Source organism: Xanthomonas sp. JL1 (assembly GCF_038405005.1).
This window is the reverse complement of sequence record NZ_JBBYGR010000049.1, coordinates 26,034-47,742: the sequence shown is the minus strand read 5'-3', so window position 1 is coordinate 47,742 and position 21,709 is coordinate 26,034. Positions and strand designations below refer to the sequence as shown.

At 64.5% G+C, this 21,709-nt stretch carries 20 protein-coding genes and 2 pseudogenes; 1 reads left to right on the top strand and 21 read right to left on the bottom strand.

What is annotated here, in order from left to right; all coding sequences use genetic code 11:
- Window positions 1-120: 120 nt before the first annotated feature.
- Genes WJW29_RS11580 through lpxD form a run of 5 tightly spaced genes read right to left on the bottom strand, consistent with a single transcriptional unit; the run spans window position 121 to window position 4,439 of the window.
- Window positions 121-861: a ribonuclease HII gene (locus WJW29_RS11580; RefSeq protein WP_041182085.1), complete on the bottom strand. Its 741-nt coding sequence runs from the start codon at window positions 859-861 to the stop codon at window positions 121-123.
- Entirely contained in the window at window positions 858-2,156 is a 1,299-nt protein-coding gene (gene lpxB / locus WJW29_RS11575) for a lipid-A-disaccharide synthase (protein ID WP_011258688.1), read from the bottom strand. Before lpxB ends, WJW29_RS11580 begins: the two co-directional genes overlap by 4 nt.
- The gene (gene lpxA / locus WJW29_RS11570) at window positions 2,153-2,944 is read right to left on the bottom strand and encodes an acyl-ACP--UDP-N-acetylglucosamine O-acyltransferase (protein ID WP_011258689.1); all 792 of its coding nucleotides are present in this window, start codon (window positions 2,942-2,944) and stop codon (window positions 2,153-2,155) included. The genes lpxB and lpxA overlap by 4 nt, the downstream gene beginning before the upstream one ends.
- A gap of 23 nt (window positions 2,945-2,967) precedes the next feature.
- Complete coding sequence (gene fabZ / locus WJW29_RS11565) at window positions 2,968-3,429, bottom strand: 3-hydroxyacyl-ACP dehydratase FabZ (protein WP_011258690.1); 462 nt, start codon at window positions 3,427-3,429, stop codon at window positions 2,968-2,970.
- Window positions 3,426-4,439, bottom strand: coding sequence for a UDP-3-O-(3-hydroxymyristoyl)glucosamine N-acyltransferase (gene lpxD / locus WJW29_RS11560; RefSeq protein WP_011258691.1), 1,014 nt, complete (start codon window positions 4,437-4,439; stop codon window positions 3,426-3,428). Before lpxD ends, fabZ begins: the two co-directional genes overlap by 4 nt.
- Window positions 4,440-4,566: 127 nt before the next feature.
- On the opposite strand from lpxD, the pseudogene WJW29_RS11555 reads away from it, so the two are divergent.
- Window positions 4,567-4,761 (top strand): annotated as a pseudogene (locus WJW29_RS11555) (hypothetical protein).
- Between the two features lie 77 nt (window positions 4,762-4,838).
- Here WJW29_RS11555 and bamA read toward each other — a convergent pair.
- From bamA to WJW29_RS11475, 16 genes and pseudogenes are all read right to left on the bottom strand, one after another.
- Complete coding sequence (bamA, locus tag WJW29_RS11550; protein WP_012445188.1) at window positions 4,839-7,205, bottom strand: outer membrane protein assembly factor BamA; 2,367 nt, start codon at window positions 7,203-7,205, stop codon at window positions 4,839-4,841.
- 83 nt (window positions 7,206-7,288) lie between these two features.
- Window positions 7,289-8,635 (bottom strand): RIP metalloprotease RseP, encoded by a 1,347-nt coding sequence (rseP, locus tag WJW29_RS11545; RefSeq protein WP_011408324.1) that lies wholly within the window; start codon window positions 8,633-8,635, stop codon window positions 7,289-7,291.
- 26 nt (window positions 8,636-8,661) lie between these two features.
- Window positions 8,662-9,852 (bottom strand): 1-deoxy-D-xylulose-5-phosphate reductoisomerase, encoded by a 1,191-nt coding sequence (locus tag WJW29_RS11540; protein ID WP_011258694.1) that lies wholly within the window; start codon window positions 9,850-9,852, stop codon window positions 8,662-8,664.
- 2 nt (window positions 9,853-9,854) lie between these two features.
- On the bottom strand, window positions 9,855-10,682 hold the full coding sequence (locus WJW29_RS11535) for a phosphatidate cytidylyltransferase (RefSeq protein ID WP_011258695.1): 828 nt from the start codon (window positions 10,680-10,682) through the stop codon (window positions 9,855-9,857).
- Entirely contained in the window at window positions 10,679-11,440 is a 762-nt protein-coding gene (gene uppS, locus WJW29_RS11530; protein ID WP_027703358.1) for a polyprenyl diphosphate synthase, read from the bottom strand. Before uppS ends, WJW29_RS11535 begins: the two co-directional genes overlap by 4 nt.
- 17 nt (window positions 11,441-11,457) lie before the next feature.
- The gene (gene frr, locus WJW29_RS11525) at window positions 11,458-12,015 is read right to left on the bottom strand and encodes a ribosome recycling factor (RefSeq protein ID WP_011258697.1); all 558 of its coding nucleotides are present in this window, start codon (window positions 12,013-12,015) and stop codon (window positions 11,458-11,460) included.
- A 180-nt stretch (window positions 12,016-12,195) separates the two neighbouring features.
- Window positions 12,196-12,918: a UMP kinase gene (gene pyrH, locus WJW29_RS11520; RefSeq protein WP_011258698.1), complete on the bottom strand. Its 723-nt coding sequence runs from the start codon at window positions 12,916-12,918 to the stop codon at window positions 12,196-12,198.
- Between the two features lie 113 nt (window positions 12,919-13,031).
- Window positions 13,032-13,217 (bottom strand): annotated as a pseudogene (locus WJW29_RS11515) (HDOD domain-containing protein); the annotation flags it as partial.
- Window positions 13,218-13,479: 262 nt separating this feature from the next.
- Window positions 13,480-14,358, bottom strand: a complete 879-nt coding sequence (gene tsf / locus WJW29_RS11510) for a translation elongation factor Ts (protein WP_011258700.1) — start codon at window positions 14,356-14,358, stop codon at window positions 13,480-13,482.
- Window positions 14,359-14,527: 169 nt separating this feature from the next.
- On the bottom strand, window positions 14,528-15,331 hold the full coding sequence (gene rpsB / locus WJW29_RS11505) for a 30S ribosomal protein S2 (RefSeq protein ID WP_011258701.1): 804 nt from the start codon (window positions 15,329-15,331) through the stop codon (window positions 14,528-14,530).
- A gap of 375 nt (window positions 15,332-15,706) precedes the next feature.
- Window positions 15,707-16,432, bottom strand: a complete 726-nt coding sequence (locus WJW29_RS11500) for a fimbria/pilus periplasmic chaperone (protein WP_011408326.1) — start codon at window positions 16,430-16,432, stop codon at window positions 15,707-15,709.
- A gap of 2 nt (window positions 16,433-16,434) precedes the next feature.
- Entirely contained in the window at window positions 16,435-16,767 is a 333-nt protein-coding gene (locus WJW29_RS11495; RefSeq protein WP_041182086.1) for a hypothetical protein, read from the bottom strand.
- A gap of 46 nt (window positions 16,768-16,813) precedes the next feature.
- Window positions 16,814-17,848 (bottom strand): spore coat U domain-containing protein, encoded by a 1,035-nt coding sequence (locus WJW29_RS11490; RefSeq protein ID WP_011258703.1) that lies wholly within the window; start codon window positions 17,846-17,848, stop codon window positions 16,814-16,816.
- On the bottom strand, window positions 17,845-20,196 hold the full coding sequence (locus WJW29_RS11485) for a fimbria/pilus outer membrane usher protein (protein WP_011258704.1): 2,352 nt from the start codon (window positions 20,194-20,196) through the stop codon (window positions 17,845-17,847). The genes WJW29_RS11490 and WJW29_RS11485 overlap by 4 nt, the downstream gene beginning before the upstream one ends.
- 16 nt (window positions 20,197-20,212) lie before the next feature.
- The gene (locus WJW29_RS11480; RefSeq protein ID WP_011408330.1) at window positions 20,213-20,983 is read right to left on the bottom strand and encodes a molecular chaperone; all 771 of its coding nucleotides are present in this window, start codon (window positions 20,981-20,983) and stop codon (window positions 20,213-20,215) included.
- Window positions 20,984-20,991: 8 nt separating this feature from the next.
- Window positions 20,992-21,543, bottom strand: a complete 552-nt coding sequence (locus WJW29_RS11475) for a spore coat U domain-containing protein (protein ID WP_099051284.1) — start codon at window positions 21,541-21,543, stop codon at window positions 20,992-20,994.
- Between the last annotated feature and the right edge of the window lie 166 nt (window positions 21,544-21,709).

Genomic DNA, 21,709 nt, shown 5'->3' with positions numbered 1-21,709 from the left:
CCTTCTGCGTCCTGACAGGCAGGTCCGGTGCGCAACACTGCCTCGCAACGGTCTAACCAGCACCTTCAGCTGTCAGAGCCCGCCGGCAGCCAACCACTTCGAATAAGGACCCCGCGCGTTTTACAGCGGCGCAACCAGCTGCGCGACCTGCAACTGCTCTGGGTCGCCGATCGCGGCCGATCCCTGCTCACGGCCTTCCAGCGCCAAGCGGACCGGCGCAAAACTGCGTCGATGCTGCGGGCATGGCCCGTGGGTCTGCAATGCAGCCAGGTGCATCGGCGTGCTGTAGCCCTTGTGCTGGTCGAAGCGATACTCTGGATGTTGCGCGTGCAGTTCGTGCATCAGCCGGTCGCGGGTGACCTTGGCCACGATCGAGGCGGCCATGATGGCGCGGTCCAGCGCGTCGCCGCCGATCAGCGCCTCGGCCGGGCAGGGCAGCCCCTTGGGCACGCGGTTGCCATCGATGCGCGCGAATCCGGCCACATGCGCCACGCCTTCCACCGCGCGCCGCATGCCGAGCATGGTGGCCTGGTAGATATTGATGCGGTCGATCTCCTCGCTGTCGATCAACACCACCGACCACGACAGCGCCCGATCGACGATGCGCGCATACAACTGCTCGCGCCGCTCGGCGGTAAGCTGCTTGGAATCGTCCAGCCCATTGATGCGCGGCTTGTTCGGGTCGAACACCACGGCGGCGACGGCGACGGGGCCAGCGAGCGGCCCGCGGCCCGCTTCATCGACGCCGGCGACCAAGAGCCGGGATTCGGCATTCGGGATTGGGGATTGGCTGAACAAGAGCGACTGGCGCGCCTCGGTGTTGGAGCTATCGGCCTGGGCGTTCGCAGCGAGAATCTTCATATGTTTGCTCCTGACCAATCCCGGCCCTGAAGCAGCCCAGCCACCGCCTCCGCTGCCCGCGCCGACGCATCGCGGCGCAACGCTGCATGCAGTGCCAGATAACGCGGCTGCAGCGCAGCGACCTTGGCGGGATGCTTCAACCAGTCCAGCAGCGCCACGCACAGTCGCTCGGGCATGCAGTCGTCCTGCATCAGCTCGGGCGCGAGATCGTCATTGGCCAGGATATTGGGCAGGGCGTAGCGGTTGACCTTGATCAGCCCCAGCAGCTTGACGATGCGGTAGGTGAGCGGGGCGACCTTGTAGCCGACCACCATCGGGCGCTTGACCAGCATCGCTTCCAGCGTGGCGGTGCCGGAGGCCAACAGCACGACGTCGGCGGCCAACATCGCGGTGCGCGCCTGGCCGTTGATCAGGTGCGATCGCATCACTGGCAGCGACGAGCGCGAGAGCTGCTCGGCCAGCAGTTGCTTGCAGCCCGCGTTGGCTGCCGGTACCAGTACGTGCAGGTTAGGGATGTGTTCGCACACCAGCCAGGCAGCCTGGAGAAACGTGTCGCCGAGCCGGCTGATTTCGCCATGCCGGCTGCCGGGCAGCACTGCCAGCACGGTACTGGAGGCGGACAACCCCAGCGTGGCGCGCGCAGCATCGCGGTCGGCCTGGTAAGCGATATCGTCGGCCATCGGATGGCCGACGAAGCGCGCGTCCACGCCGTGTTTGGCGTAAATCGGCGGCTCCATCGGGAACAGGCACAACACCAGATCGGCGCTGACGGCGATCTTTTCGGCACGCTTCTCGCGCCACGCCCACACCGAGGGGCTGACGTAGTGCACGGTCTTGATCCCGCGCTGCTTGAGCCAGCGCTCCACCGGTAGATTGAAATCGGGTGCGTCGATGCCGATGAACACGTCCGGCTTCCACGCCAGCACGCGCTCGCGGAATGCGCTGCGCAGCTTGAGCAGGCGCGGCAAATGCCGCAGCACTTCGGTCAGACCCATCACCGCCAATTCGCTGGCATCGAACCAGGTCTGGCAACCGGCCCCACGCATCGCATCGCCACCGATACCGACGAATTCGGCATTCGGATAGCGCAGCCGCAATTGCGCAATCAACCCCGCGCCGAGGATGTCGCCAGAGGCCTCGCCGGCAATCAATGCGAAGCGGGGAGGGCGCGCATGCGCGCCGGGAATGGGGAGTGGGGAATGGGAAATCGGCAGAGCCGTGGGCTCGCCGTCTGCAGGCGCGCGATCATGCACGCCTGTCTCGATTCCCGACGTCTGATTCCCGATTCCCGTCATCGCAATAACGACCGTTCTGCAGCTTCGATGAACTCCAGCATCCCGCGCACATCGTCGCTGCTCTTGGCCTGTTCGGCCAGCTGCAGTTTGGCGTCGGTCAGCGGCAGGCCGGCGACGTACAGCGTGCGGTAGGCGCGCTTGATCGCGGTGATGCGTTCGGCGTCGAAACCGCGGCGCTTTAGCCCTTCGCTGTTGATGCCGCGCGGACGGCCCAGCGATTCCCTGCCGACCATGGTGAACGGCGGGACATCCCCGTTGGTCAGCGCGCCCATGCCCAGGAAGGCGTGCGCGCCGATCCGGCAGAACTGATGCGCGCCGGCAAAGCCGCTGATGATCACGTAGTCGCCCACGGTGACGTGGCCGGCCAACGTGGTGTTATTCGAAAACACGCAGTGGTTGCCCACATGGCAGTCGTGCGCCACATGCGTGTAGGCCAGCATCCAGTTGTCGTTGCCGACCGTGGTGATGCCGCCGCCACCGCGGGTGCCGCGGTTGATGGTGACGAATTCGCGAATCACGTTGTCGTCGCCGATCACCAGTTCGGTGCGCTCGCCGGCATACTTCTTGTCCTGCGGTTCGCCGCCGATTGCAGCGTGGCCGATGAAGCGGTTGTTGCGACCGATCCGGGTTGGGCCGTGGATCGAGCAATGCGGCCCCACCTCGGTGCCCGCGCCGATGTGCACATCGGCGCCGATCAGCGAGAAGGCGCCGACGCGCACGTCGCTGGCCAGTTGCGCCGACGGGTCGATGACGGCGGTGGGATGAATCAAGGGTGCTTGATCACGCATCGTGTCTCACCTCCAAAAGCGGGTTATTCCCTCGCGGCGGCGCACATGATTTCGGCACTGGCAACGATTTCGCCGTTGACCTTGGCCTCGCCGTAATAGCATCCCATGTTGCGGATCAGGCGCTTCATCTGCACCTCCAGGATCAGCACATCGCCCGGCACCACCTGCTTGTTGAAGCGGGCGTTGTCTACCTTGACCATGTAGAACAGCTTGGACAGCGCATCGCGGCCCAGACCGAGCTGGGTCATCACGCCGCCGGCCTGCGCCAGCGCTTCGATGATCAACACACCCGGCATCACCGGACGGGTCGGGAAGTGGCCCTGAAAGAACGGCTCGTTGATGCTGACGTTCTTCTGCCCGACGATGCGCTTGGCTTCCAGGTCCAGCTCGATGACCCGGTCGATCAACAGGAACGGATAGCGGTGCGGGATTAGCGCCTGGATCTGGTTGACGTCGATCGGCAGTTCGTAAGCGGGGTGGCTCATTCTTTTTCCTTGCCAACAGCCAGGATGCGCCTAGCGAGCACATCGAGCTGTTTGAAGCGCGCGGCATTCTTGCGCCACGTGCGATTGTCGGTGAGAGGGGTGCCGGACGAATACTCGCCCGGCTCATGGATGGAATTACGCACGACGGACTTGCCGGTGATCACCACCTTGTCGCAGATCTCCAGATGGCCGACCACGCCGACATGCCCGCCGAGCAGGCAGTAACGGCCGATCTTTGCGCTACCGGCAATGCCGGAGCAGCCGGCAATGGCACTGTGTGCGCCGATGCGGCAGTTGTGGGCGATCTGCACCAGGTTGTCCACGCGCACGTCTTCTTCCAGCACGGTGTCTTCCAGCGCGCCGCGGTCGATGCAGGTGTTGGCACCGATTTCGCAATCGTCGCCGATCACCACGCCGCCGAGCTGCGGCACCTTGATCCAGTGGCCGGCATCCATGGCCAGGCCGAAGCCGTCGGCGCCGATCACCGCGCCGGGGTGGATGCGCACGCGCTTGCCCAGCCGCACGCGGGTCACCAGGGTGACGCGGGCGAGCAGTTCGCTGCCGTCGTCCACCACGCAGTCCGCGCCGATGAGGCTGCCGGTGCCGATCACGCAGCCATCGCCCACGCGGCTACGCGCACCGATGCTGACGAACGGACCGACATGCGCGCCAGGCGACACCTGCGCGGTCGGGTCGATGACCGCAGACGGATGAATACCCGGTTCGCATACCGGCGCTACGTCGAACAGCGCGGCGATCTTGGCGAACGCGGTATACGGATCCTTGGCGACCAGCGCGGTGCCCTTGGCGGCTTCGGCATCGTCGGCACGCAACACCACCACTGCGGCCTGGGAGTCGGCCAGCTGCGGGCGATAGCGCGGGTTGGACAGAAAACTCAGCTGTCCCGCGCCGGCATGGGCCAGGGTGGCGACGCCGCTGACTTCGGTGCTGCCGTCACCAAGAACGGTCAACCCAAATTGTCCGGCAATCGCACTGGCGGTCAAGCGCATCAGGGTAAATCTCGCGTAAACGGTAAAGTGCTGATTTTATAGGAAAAACGTCGCAAAAAGTTGGCTAAACAGTCGGGCGTATTTCTTGCGGGGCCGCAACGACGCGGCGAACCGAAGGAAGAAGCCTATGAAAACTGTCCTCTCCATTTTCGGTGCGTGATCCTACTGGGGGCGATCACCATAGTGCATCGGCCGATGATTTCTCGCGCAACAGCGCGCCGACGCGCAGAGCTTCTGGGACCAGCAGGTGCAATGCGTCAACTCGTCCGACTGGGGCGCCACCGCCACCTGCCTGGGCAACGTCTGGAACACGTACTTCTAAGTCTGTTTCACACCAGGGTGTTCAAACAAACAATGGCGGCCCGAGTATCCGGGCCGCCATTGTGTTGTGTGCCAATCTTAGAACTGACTGCCGAAGGTGAACTGCAGACGCTCGATCTGGTCGTTGTCTTCCTTCTTCAGCGGGAACGCGTAGCTGATCGAAATCGGGCCGACCGGGGCGCGCCACAACAGCGCCACACCGGTGGACGCACGCAGCTCGTTGGCCTTGAAGTTGTCCACGCCGTTGTACACGTTACCGAAGTCGAAGAACGCCGAAATGCGCGCCGATGGGCTATCGAACAGCTTGGGGAAATACATTTCCACCGAGCCCACCGTCTTGAACGAACCACCCAGCGGCTGGCCGCGGCTGTAGTTGAGGTTGCGCTCCGAACGTGGACCTAAGGTGTTGTCTTCGAAGCCGCGCACCGAGTTGGTGCCGCCAGCGTAGAAGTTCTCGTAGAACGGCAGGCCGCTGGCGGTAACGGTCCGGGTCGAGCCATCCGGGTTGGTGAACACGCGGGTGGTGTCGCTGCCGTAGCTATCGCCATAGCCCAGCTCGAAGCGCGTGTTCAACACCAGCGCCGGGATGATCGGCCAGTACTTGGAGATCTGGTAGTTGAGCTTGTAGTACTCGACCGTGGAGCCGGGCAGGGTGGTTTCCAGGCCCACACGCTGGTAGATGCCGCGTGTTGGCATGAAGAAATCGTTGCGGGTGTCGCGCGCCCAGCCCAGCTCGGTGCGCCAGGCATGGAAGGTGCGCGAACCGACTGCATCGATGTAGTCGATGATCGATTGCGGGGTTTGGCCTTGGAACGTGTTGATCTGGTTGCTGTCGATGCCGACCATCGCCGAAACGGTATCGTTCTCGGTGATCGGCACGCCGAACAATACCTGCGCCGCTCCGTTCTTGCTGTTGTACTGGGCGGTGTTGAAGTTCGAATAATCCAGCGACCGCCAGGACAGGTTGTAGCCCAGCGACACGCCGTCGTCGGTAAAGAACGGGTTGGTGTAGGAGAACGCATAACGCTGCTGATAGCTGCTGCGCGAGGCCTCCACCGCCACCCGGTTACCACCGCCCAGGAAGTTGTTTTGCGACAACTGCACCGAGGTGGTCACACCGAAGCTCTGTGAGTAACCCAGGCCAACCACGAAGCTGCCGGAGGTGGTCTCCTTGACGTTGTAGACCACGTCGACCTGGTCGTTGCTGCCGGGCACCGCGGGCGTTTCCACCTCGACGCTTTCGAAGTAGCCCAGGCGCTGCAGACGGATCTTGGAACGGTCTATCGCCGCCTGCGAGTACCAGGTGTTTTCGAACTGGCGCATTTCGCGGCGCAAGACCTCGTCGGAGGTGCGGCTATTGCCCTTGTAGAGGATGCGGCGCACGGTCACGCGCGGGCCGGGCACCACCTGCAGGTTCACCGCCACGGTGCGGTCTTCGCGGTTCGGGGTCGGGATCGGATTGACCTTGGCGAACGCATAACCGACGTTGCTCAACGTGTTGGTGATCGCATCGGAGGTGTGCTCCAGCAGCGCACGCGAGAAGATGTCGCCGGCCTTGGGAATCACCAGACGCTCGATGTCGGCCTGCGGCAGCACGGTGTCGCCGGTGACCTTGATCTCGGAAATCTTGTATTGCTCGCCCTCGGTAACCCCGGCGCTGATGAACATGTCGCGCTTGTCGGGGCTGATCGACACCTGGGTGGAGTCGATGCTGAAGTCCACATAGCCGCGGTCCAGGTACCAGGAGTTGAGCTTCTCCAGGTCGCCGGACATCTTTTCCTTGGAGTACTGGTCGTCGCGGCGGTACCACGAGGCCCAGTTGTGTTCCTTGGATTCCCAGTTGTCCAGGATGTCCTCGTTGGCGAACTTTTCCGTACCGATCAGGTTGACGTGGCGGATCTTGGCCGCCTTGCCTTCCTTGATCGCGATGGCCACATCGACGCGGTTACGGTCCAGTGGGCTCACCGTCGGGGTGATTTCCACGTTGTACTTGCCGCGGTTGTTGTACTGGCGGGTCAATTCCTGGGTCACGCGGTCCAGGCTCAGGCGGTCGAAGGTACCGCCCTCGGTCAGGCCGATGTCGCCCAGGCCCTTGAGCAGTTCCTCGGACTTGATGTCCTTGTTGCCGGTCACGGTGAGCTTGTTGATCGCCGGGCGCTCCTTGACCGTGATCACCAGAATGTTGCCCTGGCGATCCAGTTGCACGTCCTCGAAGAAGCCGGTGCGGTAGAGCGCACGGATCGCGTCGGCCACCTTGGCATCGTCCACGGTGTCGCCGCGGTTCACCGGCAGATAGGTGAACACGGTGCCGGAGGCAATGCGCTGCAGGCCGTCGACGCGGATGTCGCTGGCAACGAACGGCTCGGCGGCCAGGGCAACGGCCGGCAGGCTGAGGCCGGCGGCAAGAGCGAGGGCAAGCAGGCGGCGAGTGGGAAGACGCGTCATGTCACATCCGGTTGGAGTCGTATTCGGGTATTGCTGGATGCCGGCGTATGACGACGACAACAGGCGGAAAGAGTGGAACAGCTTCATCGTGGAACCAGACCGAGGATGTCGTTGTAGAACGCCAGTCCCATCAACCCGGCCAGGACCGCCAGGCCGACGTATTGTCCGGCAATCATGGCCCGTTCGCTGATCGGGCTGCCCTTGATCAACTCGATAAGGTAATACAGCAGATGCCCCCCGTCCAAGATCGGGATGGGCATCAGGTTGAAGATCGCCAGGCTGAGCGACAGCAACCCCAGGAAATACAGGAACCAGTCGAGCCCGCGTTCGGCCGAGGCGTTGGCCGCGCGCGCAATGGTGACCGGGCCGGAGATGCTCTTGACCGAGGCCTGGCCGGTGAGCATGCGCTTCATCATGCCCAGCGAATCGGCCGTCATTCGGCCGGTTTCGCGGATCGCAGCCGGCACGGCGGCGAGCAGCCCGTATTGCTGACGGCTGTCGTATTCCGGGGCCGGCGCGGCGGCCGGGCGCACGCCGATCATCCACTGGCCTTGCGTCGATTTGCGCGGGGCGATTTCCAGGGCCAGACGGTCTTCACCGCGTGCCACCTCGATCATGCCCGGGCCGCCGTGCGCACCCAGCGCCTGCACCTGCGGAATGATGTCTTCTGCCGAGCGGATCGGCTGGCCGTCGATGGCCACGATGCGGTCGCCCGGCTTGAGCAGGCCGTCGGCCACCGAACCCTTCACCACTGCGGCAATCACCGGTGGCTGCAACATGAACTGCCAGCCGATGCCGGCCAGCGACGCCACCCGGCGTTCGTCGAAGCCGACCGGCAACTGCGACAGGCGCAAGGTATGTTCGCTGCTGCTCGCAGCGTCGGAGGCGGTCAGGACGCGGACATCGCGCTTGTCCATTGCCGCGATGGTGAGCTGCATGTTGGCATCGCTCCAGCTGCTGACGCTGCGGCCGTCGATGCGCACGATGCGCTCGCCCTGGGCGAGCCCGGCTTCGGCCGCCAGCCCATCGGCGCGGCCGACGGTGGCCGAATAATCCTGCTTGCCCACCACAAACATCGCCCACAGCATCGTCATGCACAGCAACAGGTTGGCGATGGGACCGGCCGCCACGATCGCGATGCGTTGCCACACGGTCTTGCGATTGAAGGCCTGGTCCAGCTCCACCGGAGGCACCTCGCCTTCGCGCTCGTCGAGCATCTTGACGTAGCCGCCTAGCGGGATCGCGGCCACTACGAACTCGGTGCCATGGCGGTCGCGGCGCATCCACAACGGTTTGCCGAAGCCCAGCGAAAAACGCAGCACCTTGACCCCGCAGCGTCGCGCGACCCAGAAATGCCCGAACTCATGGAAGGTCACCAACACGCCCAGGCTGACGATCATCCACCAGACCGAACCGATGAAGTCACCCATGTGTGCAGCTCGCGGACGTGGATCGATCAGGCATGAAGGGCGTGGTGGGCGAGGGCGCGTTCAGTGATTTGCCGGGCTTGCGCATCGGCAAAAAGCAGGGTGTCGAGGGTGTCGGCATTGTGCCGCGGGAGCGTTGTCAGTGCGTGTTCGACCAACGCAGGGATCGCTAGGAAACCCACCTGGCCCTGAAGAAACGCTGAAACAGCGACTTCGTTGGCCGCGTTCAGGATCGCCGGTGCGGTGCCACCGGCCCGTAATGCGTCCCAGGCCAGGCGCAGGCACGGGAATGCGGCGGTGTCCGGAGCCTCGAAATCCAGCCGGCCCTGGCTGAGCAGGTCCAGCCCGCCAACCCCGGATTCGACCCGCTCCGGCCAGGCCAAGCCCACCGCCAGAGTGGTGCGCATGTCCGGCAGGCCAAGCTGGGCCAGGGTGGAGCCGTCGACGAATTCGACCAGCGAATGCACCAGGCTTTGCGGGTGCACCAACACATCGATCTGCTCGCCCGGCAGGCCGAACAGGTGATGCGCCTCGATCACTTCCAGGCCCTTGTTCATCAGGGTGGCCGAATCCACCGAGATCTTCGGCCCCATCGACCACTTAGGATGCGCCACCGCCTGCGCAGGCGTGACTGCCGCAAGCCCTGCGCGGTCCCGGCCACGGAACGGGCCACCGGAGGCAGTCAGGATGACCCGGCGCACGCCGCGGCCAGCGTCGCAGGAGCGCAGGCACTGGAAGATGGCGCTGTGTTCGCTGTCGATCGGAATGATTTCAGCGCCGGCGGCGGTTGCGGTGCGGGTCAGCAACTCGCCGGCCAGCACCAGCGATTCCTTGTTGGCCAGCAACAGACGCTTTCCAGCGCGCGCCGCGGCCAGCGTAGACGGCAGCCCGGCCGCACCAACGATGGCCGCCACCACGGTGTCGCACGCGTCGCTGCCGGCCAGTGCGTCCAGCGCCTCGGCGCCAGCATGCGCCTGGGTCGCCAGCCCGAGCGCGCGCAGGCCATCGCGTAGCGCCGGGTACAGCGCTGCATCGGCGATCAGCGCATGCGCAGGCTGGTGCGCGGCGCACAGCGCCAGCAGGTCCTCGACCTTGCTGCCGGCCGACAGCACGCTGGCGCGCAGCCGCTCGGGGTGGCGCGCGATCACGTCCAGCGCCGATGCGCCGATCGAGCCGGTGGCGCCGAAGACGGCGACCTGACGGAGAGAAGAACCAGCCATGCCTAGAATCCGAGAATTTCCTTGCCGAGTGCAAACACCGGCAGGGCGGCGAGCACGCCATCGATACGGTCCAATACACCGCCGTGGCCGGGAATCAGCGTGCCTGAGTCCTTGGCACCGGCGTGGCGCTTGAGCAGGCTCTCGAACAGGTCGCCGAGCACCGATGCCAGCACCGCCAGCGCGGAAACCAGCATCAGCTGCGGCACATGCGCCAGCGTCAGCCCGGCCAGCCAGCCGAACGCGCAGGCCACCGCAATGCCGGCAAGCATCCCGCCGAGCAGGCCTTCGATGGTCTTGTTGGGGCTGACCCGCGGCGCCAGCTTGTGCTTGCCGAACGCGCGGCCGGCGAAGTACGCACCGGAGTCGGCCGCCCACACCGTGGTCAGCGATGTCAGCAGCCACAGGTTGCCTTTGTCCGGGCTGGCATGCAGCAGCACCAGCGCCGCCCAGGCCGGCAGGACCGCCAGGGTGCCGGCGGCCAGCTTGAGCGCACGTGCCTGGCCGTTGCAATGATCGGCGCCGAAGGTGAAAAAGCGCAGCCACAGCAGCGCCAGCAACCACCACGCCACGCCCACGAGCGACGCAATCTGAAACAGCACCATGGAGCCGGCCGAGGCCCATACCATCAGCACCATCAGCAGCAGGTTGAGCATCAGCAGCACGGTGCGCGGCAGGCTGTCGTCGATGCCGGAAAGCTTGAGCCATTCCCACAGGCCGGTCAGGAACAGGACCGCTGCCAGCGCTGCCAGCCATTGACTAGGCAGCAGCACGATCGCGCAAATCGCGAGCGGCGCCATGATCAGCGCGGCAATCACGCGAGTCTTGGTCATGCGGAGGACGTCTCCGTCGCCTTGTCGGCGATCTGTGCACTGGTCAGGCCGAAGCGGCGTTCGCGCCCGGCATAGTCGTCCAGCGCTTGCTGCATTACGCCGGCATCGAACTCCGGCCACAGGGTTTCGGTGAACCACAGTTCGGTGTAGGCCAGCTGCCACAGCAGGAAATTGCTGATGCGGGTGTCGCCACCGGTGCGGATGAACAGATCCGGCGCGGGCAGGTCGGCCAGGGCCACACGGCTGGACAGCAGCGCTTCGTCGATCTGCTCCGGCTGCAAACGGCCGGCAGCGACGTCTTCGGCCAATGCGCGGGCAGCCGTGGCGATGTCCTGGCGGCCGCCGTAACTGGCTGCGATGCTCAGCACCAGCCGCGCATTGGCGGCGGTGCTACGCTCGGCGCCGGCCATGCGATCGCGCAACGGTGCGGCGAAGCGGCTGCGGTCGCCGATGAAGCGCACCTGCACGCCACGCCGCTGCAGTTCTCCAACCTCGCGGTCGAGCGCATGCAGGAAGAGCTTCATCAGCGCATCGACCTCATCCTGCGGACGGCCCCAGTTTTCGCTGGAGAACGCGAACAGGGTGAGCGCCGACACGCCTTTTTCCAGGCAGAAATCGATCGTGCGATTGACCGCGCGCGCACCGGCGCGGTGGCCGATCACGCGCGGACGCCGCCGACGCTGCGCCCAACGTCCGTTGCCATCCATGATGATGGCAATGTGGCGCGGCACGTCTGCGACAGGAGGGACTGGATGCATGGCAGGCGATGCCACGATCAGACCGTCATCAATTCCTGTTCCTTGGCCTTGACGACCTCATCCACATCCTTGATGGCCTTGTCGGTGAGCTTCTGGATGTCGTCTTCGGCACCGCGGGCTTCGTCTTCGGTGACGGCCTTGTCCTTGAGCAGATCCTTGACCTGCTGGTTGGCATCGCGACGGATGTTGCGGATGGCCACCTTGCTGTCTTCGCCTTCGCCATGCACCGACTTGCTGAGCTCCTTGCGGCGCTCCTCGGTCAGCGGCGGCAGGTTCAGACGGATCACGGTGCCGACCACGGTCGGGGTCAGGCCCAGATCCGAGGCGTAGATGGCTTTTTCCACGTCCTTGATCATGCCCTTGTCGAACAGGCTGATGACCAGTGAGCGGCCTTCGGACACGCTGATGCTGGCGACCTGATTCAGGGGTGTGTCGGTGCCGTAGGCCTTGACCTTGATGCCGTCCAGCAGCGCCGGCGAGGCGCGGCCGGTGCGAACGGTGGTCAAGGAATGGCGCAGAGCATCGATGCTCTTGGTCATGCGCGTCTGCGCGTCTTGTTTGATCTGGGTGAGCATCGCCGGAATCCGTTTGGAGCTGAATCCATGGATTATAGCCGGGACTGAGGTTTCCGACTCGCAAGCCGTCAGGACCTGCGCAGCCGGTTCACAGCGGAGGTCGATCTCGATCAGCCATCAGCGCAGTGCGTCGCACCACGCTGTGACGAATCCCCAATCCCGACTCCCGCATCTCCAAACTCAGCTACGGCCCTGCACTAACGTGCCGATCTGTTCGCCGTGCAGGATGCGCAGCAGCACACCCGGCTCGCTCATGCCGAAGATGCGCAACGGCAGGTCGCTGTCGCGCGCCAGTGCGAAGGCGGCGGTGTCCATCACTTCCAGGTCCTGCATGATGACCTGATCGTAGGTCAGACTGTCGTAGCGCACCGCGTCGGTGTGCTTCTTCGGGTCCTTGTCGTACACGCCATCGACCTTGGTTGCCTTGAGCAACAAGTCGGCACCGATCTCGATCGCGCGCAGCGCTGCGCCCGAGTCGGTGGTGAAGAACGGGTTGCCGGTGCCGGCGGCGAAGATCGCAATGCGGCCTTTTTCCAGATGGCGGATCGCACGACGGCGGATGAAGTCTTCGCAGACGTCGTTGATCTTGATCGCGCTCATCACGCGCACCTTGGCGCCGAGTTTTTCCAGTGCGTCCTGCATCGCCAGCGCATTGATCACGGTGGCCAACATGCCCATGTGGTCGCCGGTGACGCGGTCCATGCCGCTTGCAGCCAGGCCGGCGCCGCGGAAGATGTTGCCGCCGCCGATCACCAGCGCTACCTGCGCGCCGGCCTGCTGGGCCTCGATCACTTCATGCGCCAGGCGATTGATCACCTTCGGGTCGATGCCGTAATCCCCGTCTCCCATCAGCGCCTCCCCGGAAAGTTTGAGAAGAATGCGGCGATAGGAAAGTTCGGACATGGGGGAGGCCTCGGGGTAGGGAATCTGCAAACCCCGGCAATTCTAGCGGAAGCCCGTCACCTGGCGTGGTAAAAATTCTTTTGTTGGCAGCGGCGTGACCTGTTGCTCAGTGCGCGCGCGGTCAATGCCATGTCCATGCCGATCACGTTGGCCGTGGTGGTCATGTCCACGTCCGGGTCCTGCGCAAGTTCGATGATGCGCAGCGCAATGCCGGGCGGCGATGGCAGGTTGCGGCAGTAATGCAGGGCGGCCTGGAGATCTGGTTGCATTGAGTCATCGCCGACAGTGACCGTAAGCATACAGCTGCGGTCGTTGGATGGGGCGCGCCATGCTGCGCCATCGCCGCGCGGTAAAATCGCCGCGCGGTAAAAACGTGCGCGATAGACGCCAAAAGCCTGGTCGCCATCGTGAAGTAACGGCAATGCCGACCGCATCTGTAGCGTTGCGGCCGCTTGCGCAGGTGGCGGATGCGTTCGTTTCAGATTTGCGACACGCTGCGGATGTGTGGCGTGCAGGTAAAAAAAGCCGCGGCATGCCGCGGCTTTTTCTGAGTGGTGAAGATCAGGCCAGGCCGGCCTGCTTCATCACTTCGGCGGCGTAGTCTTCCACCACCTTTTCGATGCCTTCGCCAACGGCCAGGCGCTGGAACCGGATCACTTCGGCGCCGGCGGCCTTGACGGCCTGCTCGACGGTCTGGTCGGTGTTCAGCACGTACGGCTGGCCGTACAGCGTCACTTCGTTGACGATCTTGCTGATCTTGCCGCTGATGATCTTTTCCAGGATATCGGCCGGCTTGGCCTTGTCCTTCTCAGACATCTTGGCCAGTTCGATTTCCTTTTCCTTGGCAACGAATTCGGCCGGAACGTCGGAGGCCTTGACGTGCGGCGGGTTCATCGCAGCGATGTGCATCGCGATGCCGCGCGCCAGCTCGATGTCGCCACCCTTCAGCTCGACCAGCACGCCGATACGGCCGCCGTGCACGTAGGCCGCTACGTTGTTGGCGCTGTCGATACGGACCAGGCGACGCACCTGCAGGTTTTCGCCGACCTTGGCGATCACCGCAGCGCGACGCTCTTCGATGGTCTCGCCGCTGTCGAGCTTGACGCTCTTGAGTGCTTCGGCATCGGCAGCATCCGAGTTCAGTGCGGCATTGGCTACAACCTCGGTGAAGGCCAGGAAGTTCTCGTCCTTGGCGACGAAGTCGGTCTCGGAGTTGACCTCGACCAGCACGGCCTTGCCGCCGGCCTGTGCGGTGGCGATGCGGCCTTCGGCGGCAACGCGGTCAGCCTTCTTGTCGGCCTTGGCCAGACCCGACTTGCGCAGCCACTCGGCCGCGGCGTCGATGTCGCCTGCGTTTTCGACGAGTGCCTTCTTGCACTCCATCATGCCGGCGCCGGTGCGCTCGCGCAGTTCCTTGACCAGGGAAGCAGTGATTTCCATGGAATTACCTCATATGGACAAATGCGTGCGGCGGAAGTGTTTCCGCCAGTAGAAGACGGTGCAGCGTGCCGCCGCCCCCGTAGATATCGTCAGTGGCCTCTGCGACGGGCCGCGAGGGCACCGTCGGGGATGCGGCCGCACAGCATGGTGCGGCCGCATTGCATGCCGATTACTCGGCAGCCGGAGCGTCGGCCTTTTTCTCGCCCTTCTTGGCCGGAGCGCGACGGCCCTTGCCTTCGTCGGCGGACTCAGCCGAGAACTCTTCTTCACGCACTGACGCCGAGTTCGGCGCAGCAGCCTTGCCTTCCAGCACGGCATCGGCAGCGGCACGTGCGTACAGCTGCACGGCGCGGATGGCGTCGTCGTTACCCGGGATGGCGTAGTCGACCAGGTTGGGGTTGTAGTTGGTGTCGACCACGGCGATCACCGGGATGCCGAGCTTCTTGGCTTCCTTGATGGCGATGTCTTCATGGCCGATGTCGATCACGAAGATCGCGTCGGGCAGACGGTTCATTTCCTTGATGCCCCCCAGCGAGGCGTCCAGCTTCTCGCGCTCGCGACGCAGGCTCAGCACTTCGTGCTTGACCAGCTTGTCGAAGGTGCCATCGGTCTCGGCCGCTTCCAGTTCCTTCAGACGGGCAACCGACTGCTTGACGGTGCGGAAGTTGGTCAGCGTGCCGCCCAGCCAGCGCTGGGTCATGAACGGCATGCCGCAACGCTCGGCCTCTTCCTTGATGGACGCACGCGCGCTGCGCTTGGTGCCCAGGAACAGGATGGTGCCGCGCTTCTGCGCGATCGAGGACAGATAGTTCATCGCATCGTTGAAAAGCGGAACCGTCTTTTCGAGGTTGATGATGTGAATCTTGCCGCGTGCGCCGAAGATGTACTGCGCCATGTTGGGGTGCCAGTAACGGCACTGGTGACCGAAGTGGACGCCGGCTTCCAGCATCTGACGCATGGTGACTTGGGGCATTGCAGGAACTCCTGAGAGCGGAATCGCCGTGCGCGGACTGGACTTTTGAAAAGTCCGCACATGGACGCGTGGGCTTGCGAGAGACGCGCACAGACACACGCAAAGATTCCGGGGTTGGGCTTCCCTGTTGCCTCCGCGACGAACCCTGTGTGAGGGCACCCCGGCGCGGATGGCGGCAGCAGGTGTGAATTCGTCGGTGACGTCCGACGTGAACGACGCAATGCGTGAAGACGCAAAACAGCGCGCGGAGTATAGAGGGCCTGGCGGCGTGGTGCAATTGGCCGGAATTGGGAATTGCAAGGTCCAGCTCGCCTGAGCGTTCACCAGTCCACAAAACGGTCAGCCACCGGAAGGCACTCTACCAATTCCCGATTCTCAGTTCCCGATGCCCGGCTCTAAAGCCAACGTGCTCTCGATATCGCTATTGATACGCGCCACGAAGCGGCCGCTGCCTGCGGGCAGGTTGCCGGGCAGGGCCCACTGGCGGGTCTGACCGGGCAGGACATAGCCGGCCAGGTCCTTGCAGATGCTGCGGCGGGTGCCATCCGCGTCGACGTAGGCCAGATCGGCCAGGCGTGCGTGGCTGACCCCGGGGTTGTGGATGCGCAGCATGCGGTCGCTGCCATGCCCGGCCAAGGTGGTCTGGAGTGCCGGCTGCGGTGCGCTGGCTTGGCTGGACTGTGCGAATACCGGCGTGGAATAGCGCAGCAAGTCGGTCTCGTTGCCGATGGCGTGCTGGGTCACGACGAGACGATAGCTGTCTTCGGCCTGCGTGGGGCTGGGGCCGAGGCGAATCACCCGCAGCAGCTGCCGGCCTTGCGACGGAATTTCGAAATGCGCCGGGCTGACGGTGGCGCCGCTGGCCGGCTCAAGCAGTTCGCGTTCGCCGTCCTGACGCCAGTGGTAGAGCTTGGCATCCGCACGCCACGGCTGCGCGGCCTGGTTGTAGAGCCAGACGGTGGCCTGGTCGCTGTCGGCCGGGATATGCGCGGTGGTGGGGGCGATGGCGATTTCGGCGGCGCGGGTGGTGCCGCTTGCTGTTGTACAGGCCATGACCAAGAGCGAGGTCAGCAGACTGTGAACATGATGGGAGGCGGCCATGCTCAAAACGCGATGGTGGTGAAGCGAGCGCTACTTGCGGGCGTCGGCCCGGCGAGTGCGCTGGCGTCCTGGCCGGTGCTGGCGACTGTAGGCGTTTCACTGCGGCTGGCAGGCTCGGCGATCGCCATCGGCGTGCCCCTGGAGCAACTGACGCGCGGTGGCGTGGTGCGCAGTTCGCAGCCGCTGAGCAGCCGCAGACCGATGTGCAGCGTGCAATTCTCCAGCCCGTGCGCAGCGGTTGCGCTCGCCATGGTAGAGGTTGCTGCGCAAGCGATAGCTGCCAGGGCCAGGCGCTTCAAGAGGGTGACCAGCGTCATGGAGGCAATCGTTTGCATTGGACGCAACAGATAGCGACGCCCCGGATGCGAACTTTATTAACTGTCAGTAAGTGATCGAGACGGTCACCGTGTCGGTGTAGGCGCCAGCAATGGGCAGTTGTGGAGCCGGCGCGCGGCCGTAGACCGTGACCGTCTGCGTCGTGCCGTTACCGGTGCCGGACAGCGTGTCCACCCCGGTGACGGTGCCCCACCGAGCACTCCGGCCAGCGTTGCTGTAGAGCTCGTAGGTAATGTAATTGGCGCTGCTGGCGTGGCGCATGCGCCGGACGTTGCCGGTGGCGTTGCTGCCGTTGTCCAGCCCGATATTCCAGGCGGTACGGTTGGTGCAGGCCAGGCTGATGGTGGACGTACGATCGATGGCGGTGTCGATGGTGCCGGCGATGCTGCCGAAATCCAGGTCCGTGGTGACATAGGTATTGCAGCGTGCCGGCACGTTGGCCGAGGCGGTGAACGGAAACGCGTTACTGGCAGTCTTGGAGCCGCTGCCGCCAGCTGTGCAGTTGCTCGGCGCCGGCGGCACACCAGTGATGCTTTCGTTGTAGGAATAGCGCAGCACGGTGTCGGCGCCGCCAAAAGTACTGGTGTGGTTGCCGACCGACAGGATCTGGCTGGCCGGAATTCGCCCATACACGGTAATGGTGGCCGTCTGTGAGCCGCCGATGATCACCGGGACGTTATAGGACAGTGTCAATGTGCGTGGCGAGGGCGCCGCTGACCCGGTGGCGCCCCAGATCTGCGTGCGCGTCGCCTCGCTGTATATCTGGAAGTCCAGCCCGTCGCTGGTGGAGTTGAGCATGCGGCGTGGTGCATAGATGCCGCTGCTGGCACTGCCCGGGCCAAGGTCCAGGCAAAGGCTGACTTGTGCATAGCCCAGCACGCTGAGCGCGGCAGTCGCGCAGGACACATTGAGCGTTGCCACTGCATCGGTGGTGCCGTTGACCGCCACGTTGCCAAATGCCAACGGAGTGCCAAGGGTGACGGTACACGTGGTGTCCGCGTGCGCACGCTCGCTGGGTGCGAGCCACACAATCGCGATCGTCAGCGCAAGTGCCAGGCGCCAAAGCGTGGACATGCTCATGGCGTTGTTTGCTCAAGCATGCACGGCAGTGGACCGACGCGCGGAATGCCGCCCGGGTCGACCGGATACGCGAACTGCGCGACGCAACGGCCTTGGGGCAGTTCCACCAGAATGCGATTGTCGCCTTGCAGATTGTCCAGGTAGGTTTCGCCGTCGTAGCCGACCACCACGCGTTCGGAACTGCCGTCGCGCCGCACCACGCTGCCAACTGGCAGCGGCGCGCCCTGCGCATCGTGCAGCACGATGATGGCGGCGCGCACGCGGGTGATGCCGAAGTGCACCGCCACACCGGATCGCTGGCGCGGCGTCACCGTCGTGTCGACACGGTCCACGCGCAGGTCCGCCGGCAGGGTCAAGGTATCGATGGATAACTGATTGCGCTGCCAGGACTGCAATGGTGTCACCAGCAGGGTGCCGTGCGCATCGGTGACCCCGATCAAGCGGTTCTCCAGCCGCACCGGAATGCCAGGCTGGCCGTCGGTGGAGACCACCGCGAACGCGTCCTGGATGTCGCGCGCGGCGAAGGTGCGGCCGTTCATCCACACCAGGCTGCCGCTGGCGCTGGCATAGCCGAAACTGTCGCCGTCCTGGGTTGCTGCGCCGAGGTTGTAACGGCCCACCCGATTCAACCAGCCCAGTTCGGCCAGCCCGCCGCTGGCATCGTCACCGGCACGGCCCTGCAGGCGCCAACCGATGCCACCCAGATCGCCATCACCGGGCAGTGGTTGGCTGATATCGGCCACAAAGCCGGTGCGGTTACCGTTGCGCTGCATCGAGGCGCTGGCCTGACGTAATCCGCCAAGCGTGGTCGACACCGACAGGTACAGGCTGCGATCGCTGGAGACATCCAGATTCTGATTGCCCGACAGATTGGCGGCCCAGTTGCGCCCGAAGTTGCGCGACCAGAACACGCTGGCATAGCGCGAGGTTTCGCCTTGCGGATAGCTCAGCCGCACATAACTTGTGCCGAGTGAACCGATCTGGCCGACGTTGACGCCGAGCGCTGCACGGTCGCTGACGCGCGCAGGCAATGCGCCCTGCAATGCGCCCAGGTCGCGGTAATCGCCATGGGTGCGCTGGGTGCCCAGATTGACGTTGAAACGCCGGTTGTTCCAGCCGTAGCCCAGCACGTACTGGCCGCCGCGCAGTGCGTCCATCCGGCTGTGCGCGTAGGCGGCGTTGAACACACCGCCCACGCCAAGCAACCACACGCCGCCTACGCCGGCATTGATCACGCTACCGCCGGTTTCGGCATGCGCTTCGATCATGAAATCGTCGCGCAGGCCGTTGCGGAAGGTGGCGGTTGCCACACGACGTGGATCGTAGGAAAACGAGCGCACACCGTATTCGCGGCGCAGATGGCCAATGCCGGCCGACCATTCGGAAATGCCGCGCGCCAGCAGCTGTGGTGTGCCATAGAAGGCGAAATCCAACCTACGCACGCGGCCGAATGCATCGGTCACCACGATCTGCGCCTGGCCAGTGCCGCTGATGCCCGGTTGCGCGGCCAGCTGAAACGGGCCGGCCGGCACCTGGCCGCTGTATTGGCGCAGCCCGTCCACGTACAGCTCCACGGTGGAAGGCACCGCCGCTTCGCCGAGAAAGCTCGGCGTCGGCGTCAGCACGCGATACGGCTGCAAGGCGTAATTGCGGCCGATCTGCACGCCGCCCAGGCGGATCGAGCGGCTCCAGTCGACAAAGCCGCTATAGAAATCGCCCACGCTGAGGCTGGTGGCGCTGTCCGGAAAATCCATCTGCCAGGCGCTGTCCAGGCGCACCGCTTCGGTCCGCCAGCGTTCGTCCTGCGGGCGGTCGTAAGCAAGAAAAATTGCAGTGGTGTCGACCATGCCGCGGCCGATGCCGAAGGCACGCAGTTCGGTCGCCAGCGACGCGCTGCTGGCGCCGGCATTGCGGGTGGCATACAGGTCGTAATTGAGCAGCAGGCCCGGCGAGGCAGTGGCGCTGGGCGGGGCCACTTGTTCGGTTTTCAACACCGTGGTGGACAACGACAGCTGTGCCAGTGGCACCTGCAGCGCAAGCCGCTGTAGCGCGGCGTCGTAACGCACTTCTACATCGGGCAGGCGGTCCAGATCGACCAACGCGCCAGGCGCGCGGTCGGCCAGAATAAAGCCGAGTTTGCGCAGGGTTTCCACCGAGCCGCGCAGCCGGCCATCGACAAGTTCGAACGGCGCCAGGCCGCGGTCGGCCTGATTCACGGTGACGTCCAGATACAGCGTTTGCGGCTGTGGCGTGGCGCCTGGCGGCGGCTGATCGGGGAGCGATGTCACATCGGCCAGATCGCCGGCTGCGGCGCTGCCCAGGCAGGTGGCGGTCGCAAGCAGCGTCATCGCCAGCCGAGCCGCATCACGGCGCCGTCGGCGCGGCCAACAAAGTGCGTTCGTCAGCCTCACCATTGATCCTTGCGATGATGGTGCCGCGGCCGAACTGCGCCAGCGGCGCACCCAGCGACCAACGCATGGTCTGGCCGGGCAGCACATAGCCAACCAAGCCATTCAATGTGGTCTTGGTCGCGCCATCGACTTGGTGCCGCAGGTCGGCGACCTGGGCATGTCCGTTGCCGGTATTACTGATCTGGATCTGCGCCTTGCCATCGCTGCCGGCAACCACGTGCGCTCTCAGCGTCGGTGCGGGTTCAGTGTTGCCGGGTGGCAGCAGGAAGATCGGCACCGAGTAACGCAGCACGAACTGCATGCCCTTGCGGTCGGTATCGGTGCTTGGCAGCTCGTCGACGATGATGCGGTAACACTGCTCCTGCCCGGTGGGCGCAGGTCCGGCGCGGATCACCCGAATCAACTGACGTTCGCCGGCGGCCAGGGTGCGCATCGGTGGGCTGACCAGCACGTCCTGGGTGGGCTCAAGCTGATCCTGCCCATCGCGCTGGTTCCAGCGATAGGCGCGGGTCTGCACTTGTACTGGCGCGCTGCCGCTATTGCTCAGCCACAAGCCGTCGGCGGTTTGCTGCGCGCTCAGGCTCAGCGAGGTCGGCGCCAACTGCAGGCTGGCCGCATGTGCCGGCGTCGGCGAGACGCCGTTGGCCACGACCAGCGTCATCGCCAGTCCGGCTGACATCAGCCAGGCGGGTAAATGCGGCAACGGGTGAAGATGCACAGGCATGCACGTGCTCAATAGACGATCGTGGCAGTTATCGTGTCCTGGTAGCTACCGGTCGCCGCATTGCTGGCCGCCGGGTTGGTCACGCGGCCGTAGACCGGGTAAACCTGGTTGATACCGGTGGCGGTACGGCTGAGCGTATTGGTGCCGGTGGTGCTGCCCCAGACCGTGCTGCGGGCGATGTCTTGGTAGAGCTGGTAGGCGATGAAGTTATTGGTGGTCACCAGCGGGTCGGTATTCTTCATGCGGCGGGTGGTGACGTCATTGGCGGTGGCGGCATTGTCGCCCGCGCTCAATGCGATGTTGTATGGGGTCAATGCGGTGCACTGCGCGGTGACGCTGCCGTTGGCGTCGACGTTGGCCGTGGAGGTCGAGAGTACCGAACCGAAGTCGACGTCCGTGGCGGACGCGGCGGTAATCGTGCAGGCCTTGGTGATCGCGATCTTGACGTTGAAGGTGGTGGTGTCTGCCGCGCTCGCCATGCCAATGGTCGAGAGGAGGCCGAGAGACAGCAGCACAGGGCGGACAGTACGCATGGACATTTCCTTGACCGGTCTGGTCATTGATGACGCGACGATTTGTCGCCTTCCCTGCAATGCATCAGCTGTGCCAACCATAACGCCGAATTCACAGGCTATCTACCTGTGTCGGCTGGTCTTTTTCGTGAAACTGCGATGTCCTGCGGATGACTTCGTCAATGCAGATTTTGACGCTTATTGCGCTGCGTCA

Excerpts from the sequence above, each read along its gene's own strand:
- WJW29_RS11495 (WP_041182086.1), bottom strand. The coding sequence starts at position 16,767 with ATGCAAACGATTGCCTCCATGACGCTGGTCACCCTCTTGAAGCGCCTG.
- WJW29_RS11500 (WP_011408326.1), bottom strand. The coding sequence starts at position 16,432 with ATGGCCGCCTCCCATCATGTTCACAGTCTGCTGACCTCGCTCTTGGTC.
- tsf (WP_011258700.1), bottom strand. The coding sequence starts at position 14,358 with ATGGAAATCACTGCTTCCCTGGTCAAGGAACTGCGCGAGCGCACCGGC.
- pyrH (WP_011258698.1), bottom strand. The coding sequence starts at position 12,918 with ATGTCCGAACTTTCCTATCGCCGCATTCTTCTCAAACTTTCCGGGGAG.
- lpxD (WP_011258691.1), bottom strand. The coding sequence starts at position 4,439 with ATGCGCTTGACCGCCAGTGCGATTGCCGGACAATTTGGGTTGACCGTT.
- lpxB (WP_011258688.1), bottom strand. The coding sequence starts at position 2,156 with ATGACGGGAATCGGGAATCAGACGTCGGGAATCGAGACAGGCGTGCAT.
- WJW29_RS11485 (WP_011258704.1), bottom strand. The coding sequence starts at position 20,196 with ATGACGCTGCTTGCGACCGCCACCTGCCTGGGCAGCGCCGCAGCCGGC.
- WJW29_RS11475 (WP_099051284.1), bottom strand. The coding sequence starts at position 21,543 with ATGACCAGACCGGTCAAGGAAATGTCCATGCGTACTGTCCGCCCTGTG.
- lpxA (WP_011258689.1), bottom strand. The coding sequence starts at position 2,944 with ATGCGTGATCAAGCACCCTTGATTCATCCCACCGCCGTCATCGACCCG.
- fabZ (WP_011258690.1), bottom strand. The coding sequence starts at position 3,429 with ATGAGCCACCCCGCTTACGAACTGCCGATCGACGTCAACCAGATCCAG.
- WJW29_RS11580 (WP_041182085.1), bottom strand. The coding sequence starts at position 861 with ATGAAGATTCTCGCTGCGAACGCCCAGGCCGATAGCTCCAACACCGAG.
- WJW29_RS11535 (WP_011258695.1), bottom strand. The coding sequence starts at position 10,682 with ATGACCAAGACTCGCGTGATTGCCGCGCTGATCATGGCGCCGCTCGCG.
- WJW29_RS11480 (WP_011408330.1), bottom strand. The coding sequence starts at position 20,983 with ATGCCTGTGCATCTTCACCCGTTGCCGCATTTACCCGCCTGGCTGATG.
- uppS (WP_027703358.1), bottom strand. The coding sequence starts at position 11,440 with ATGCATCCAGTCCCTCCTGTCGCAGACGTGCCGCGCCACATTGCCATC.
- WJW29_RS11540 (WP_011258694.1), bottom strand. The coding sequence starts at position 9,852 with ATGGCTGGTTCTTCTCTCCGTCAGGTCGCCGTCTTCGGCGCCACCGGC.
- bamA (WP_012445188.1), bottom strand. The coding sequence starts at position 7,205 with ATGACGCGTCTTCCCACTCGCCGCCTGCTTGCCCTCGCTCTTGCCGCC.
- frr (WP_011258697.1), bottom strand. The coding sequence starts at position 12,015 with ATGCTCACCCAGATCAAACAAGACGCGCAGACGCGCATGACCAAGAGC.
- rseP (WP_011408324.1), bottom strand. The coding sequence starts at position 8,635 with ATGGGTGACTTCATCGGTTCGGTCTGGTGGATGATCGTCAGCCTGGGC.
- WJW29_RS11490 (WP_011258703.1), bottom strand. The coding sequence starts at position 17,848 with ATGAGCATGTCCACGCTTTGGCGCCTGGCACTTGCGCTGACGATCGCG.
- rpsB (WP_011258701.1), bottom strand. The coding sequence starts at position 15,331 with ATGCCCCAAGTCACCATGCGTCAGATGCTGGAAGCCGGCGTCCACTTC.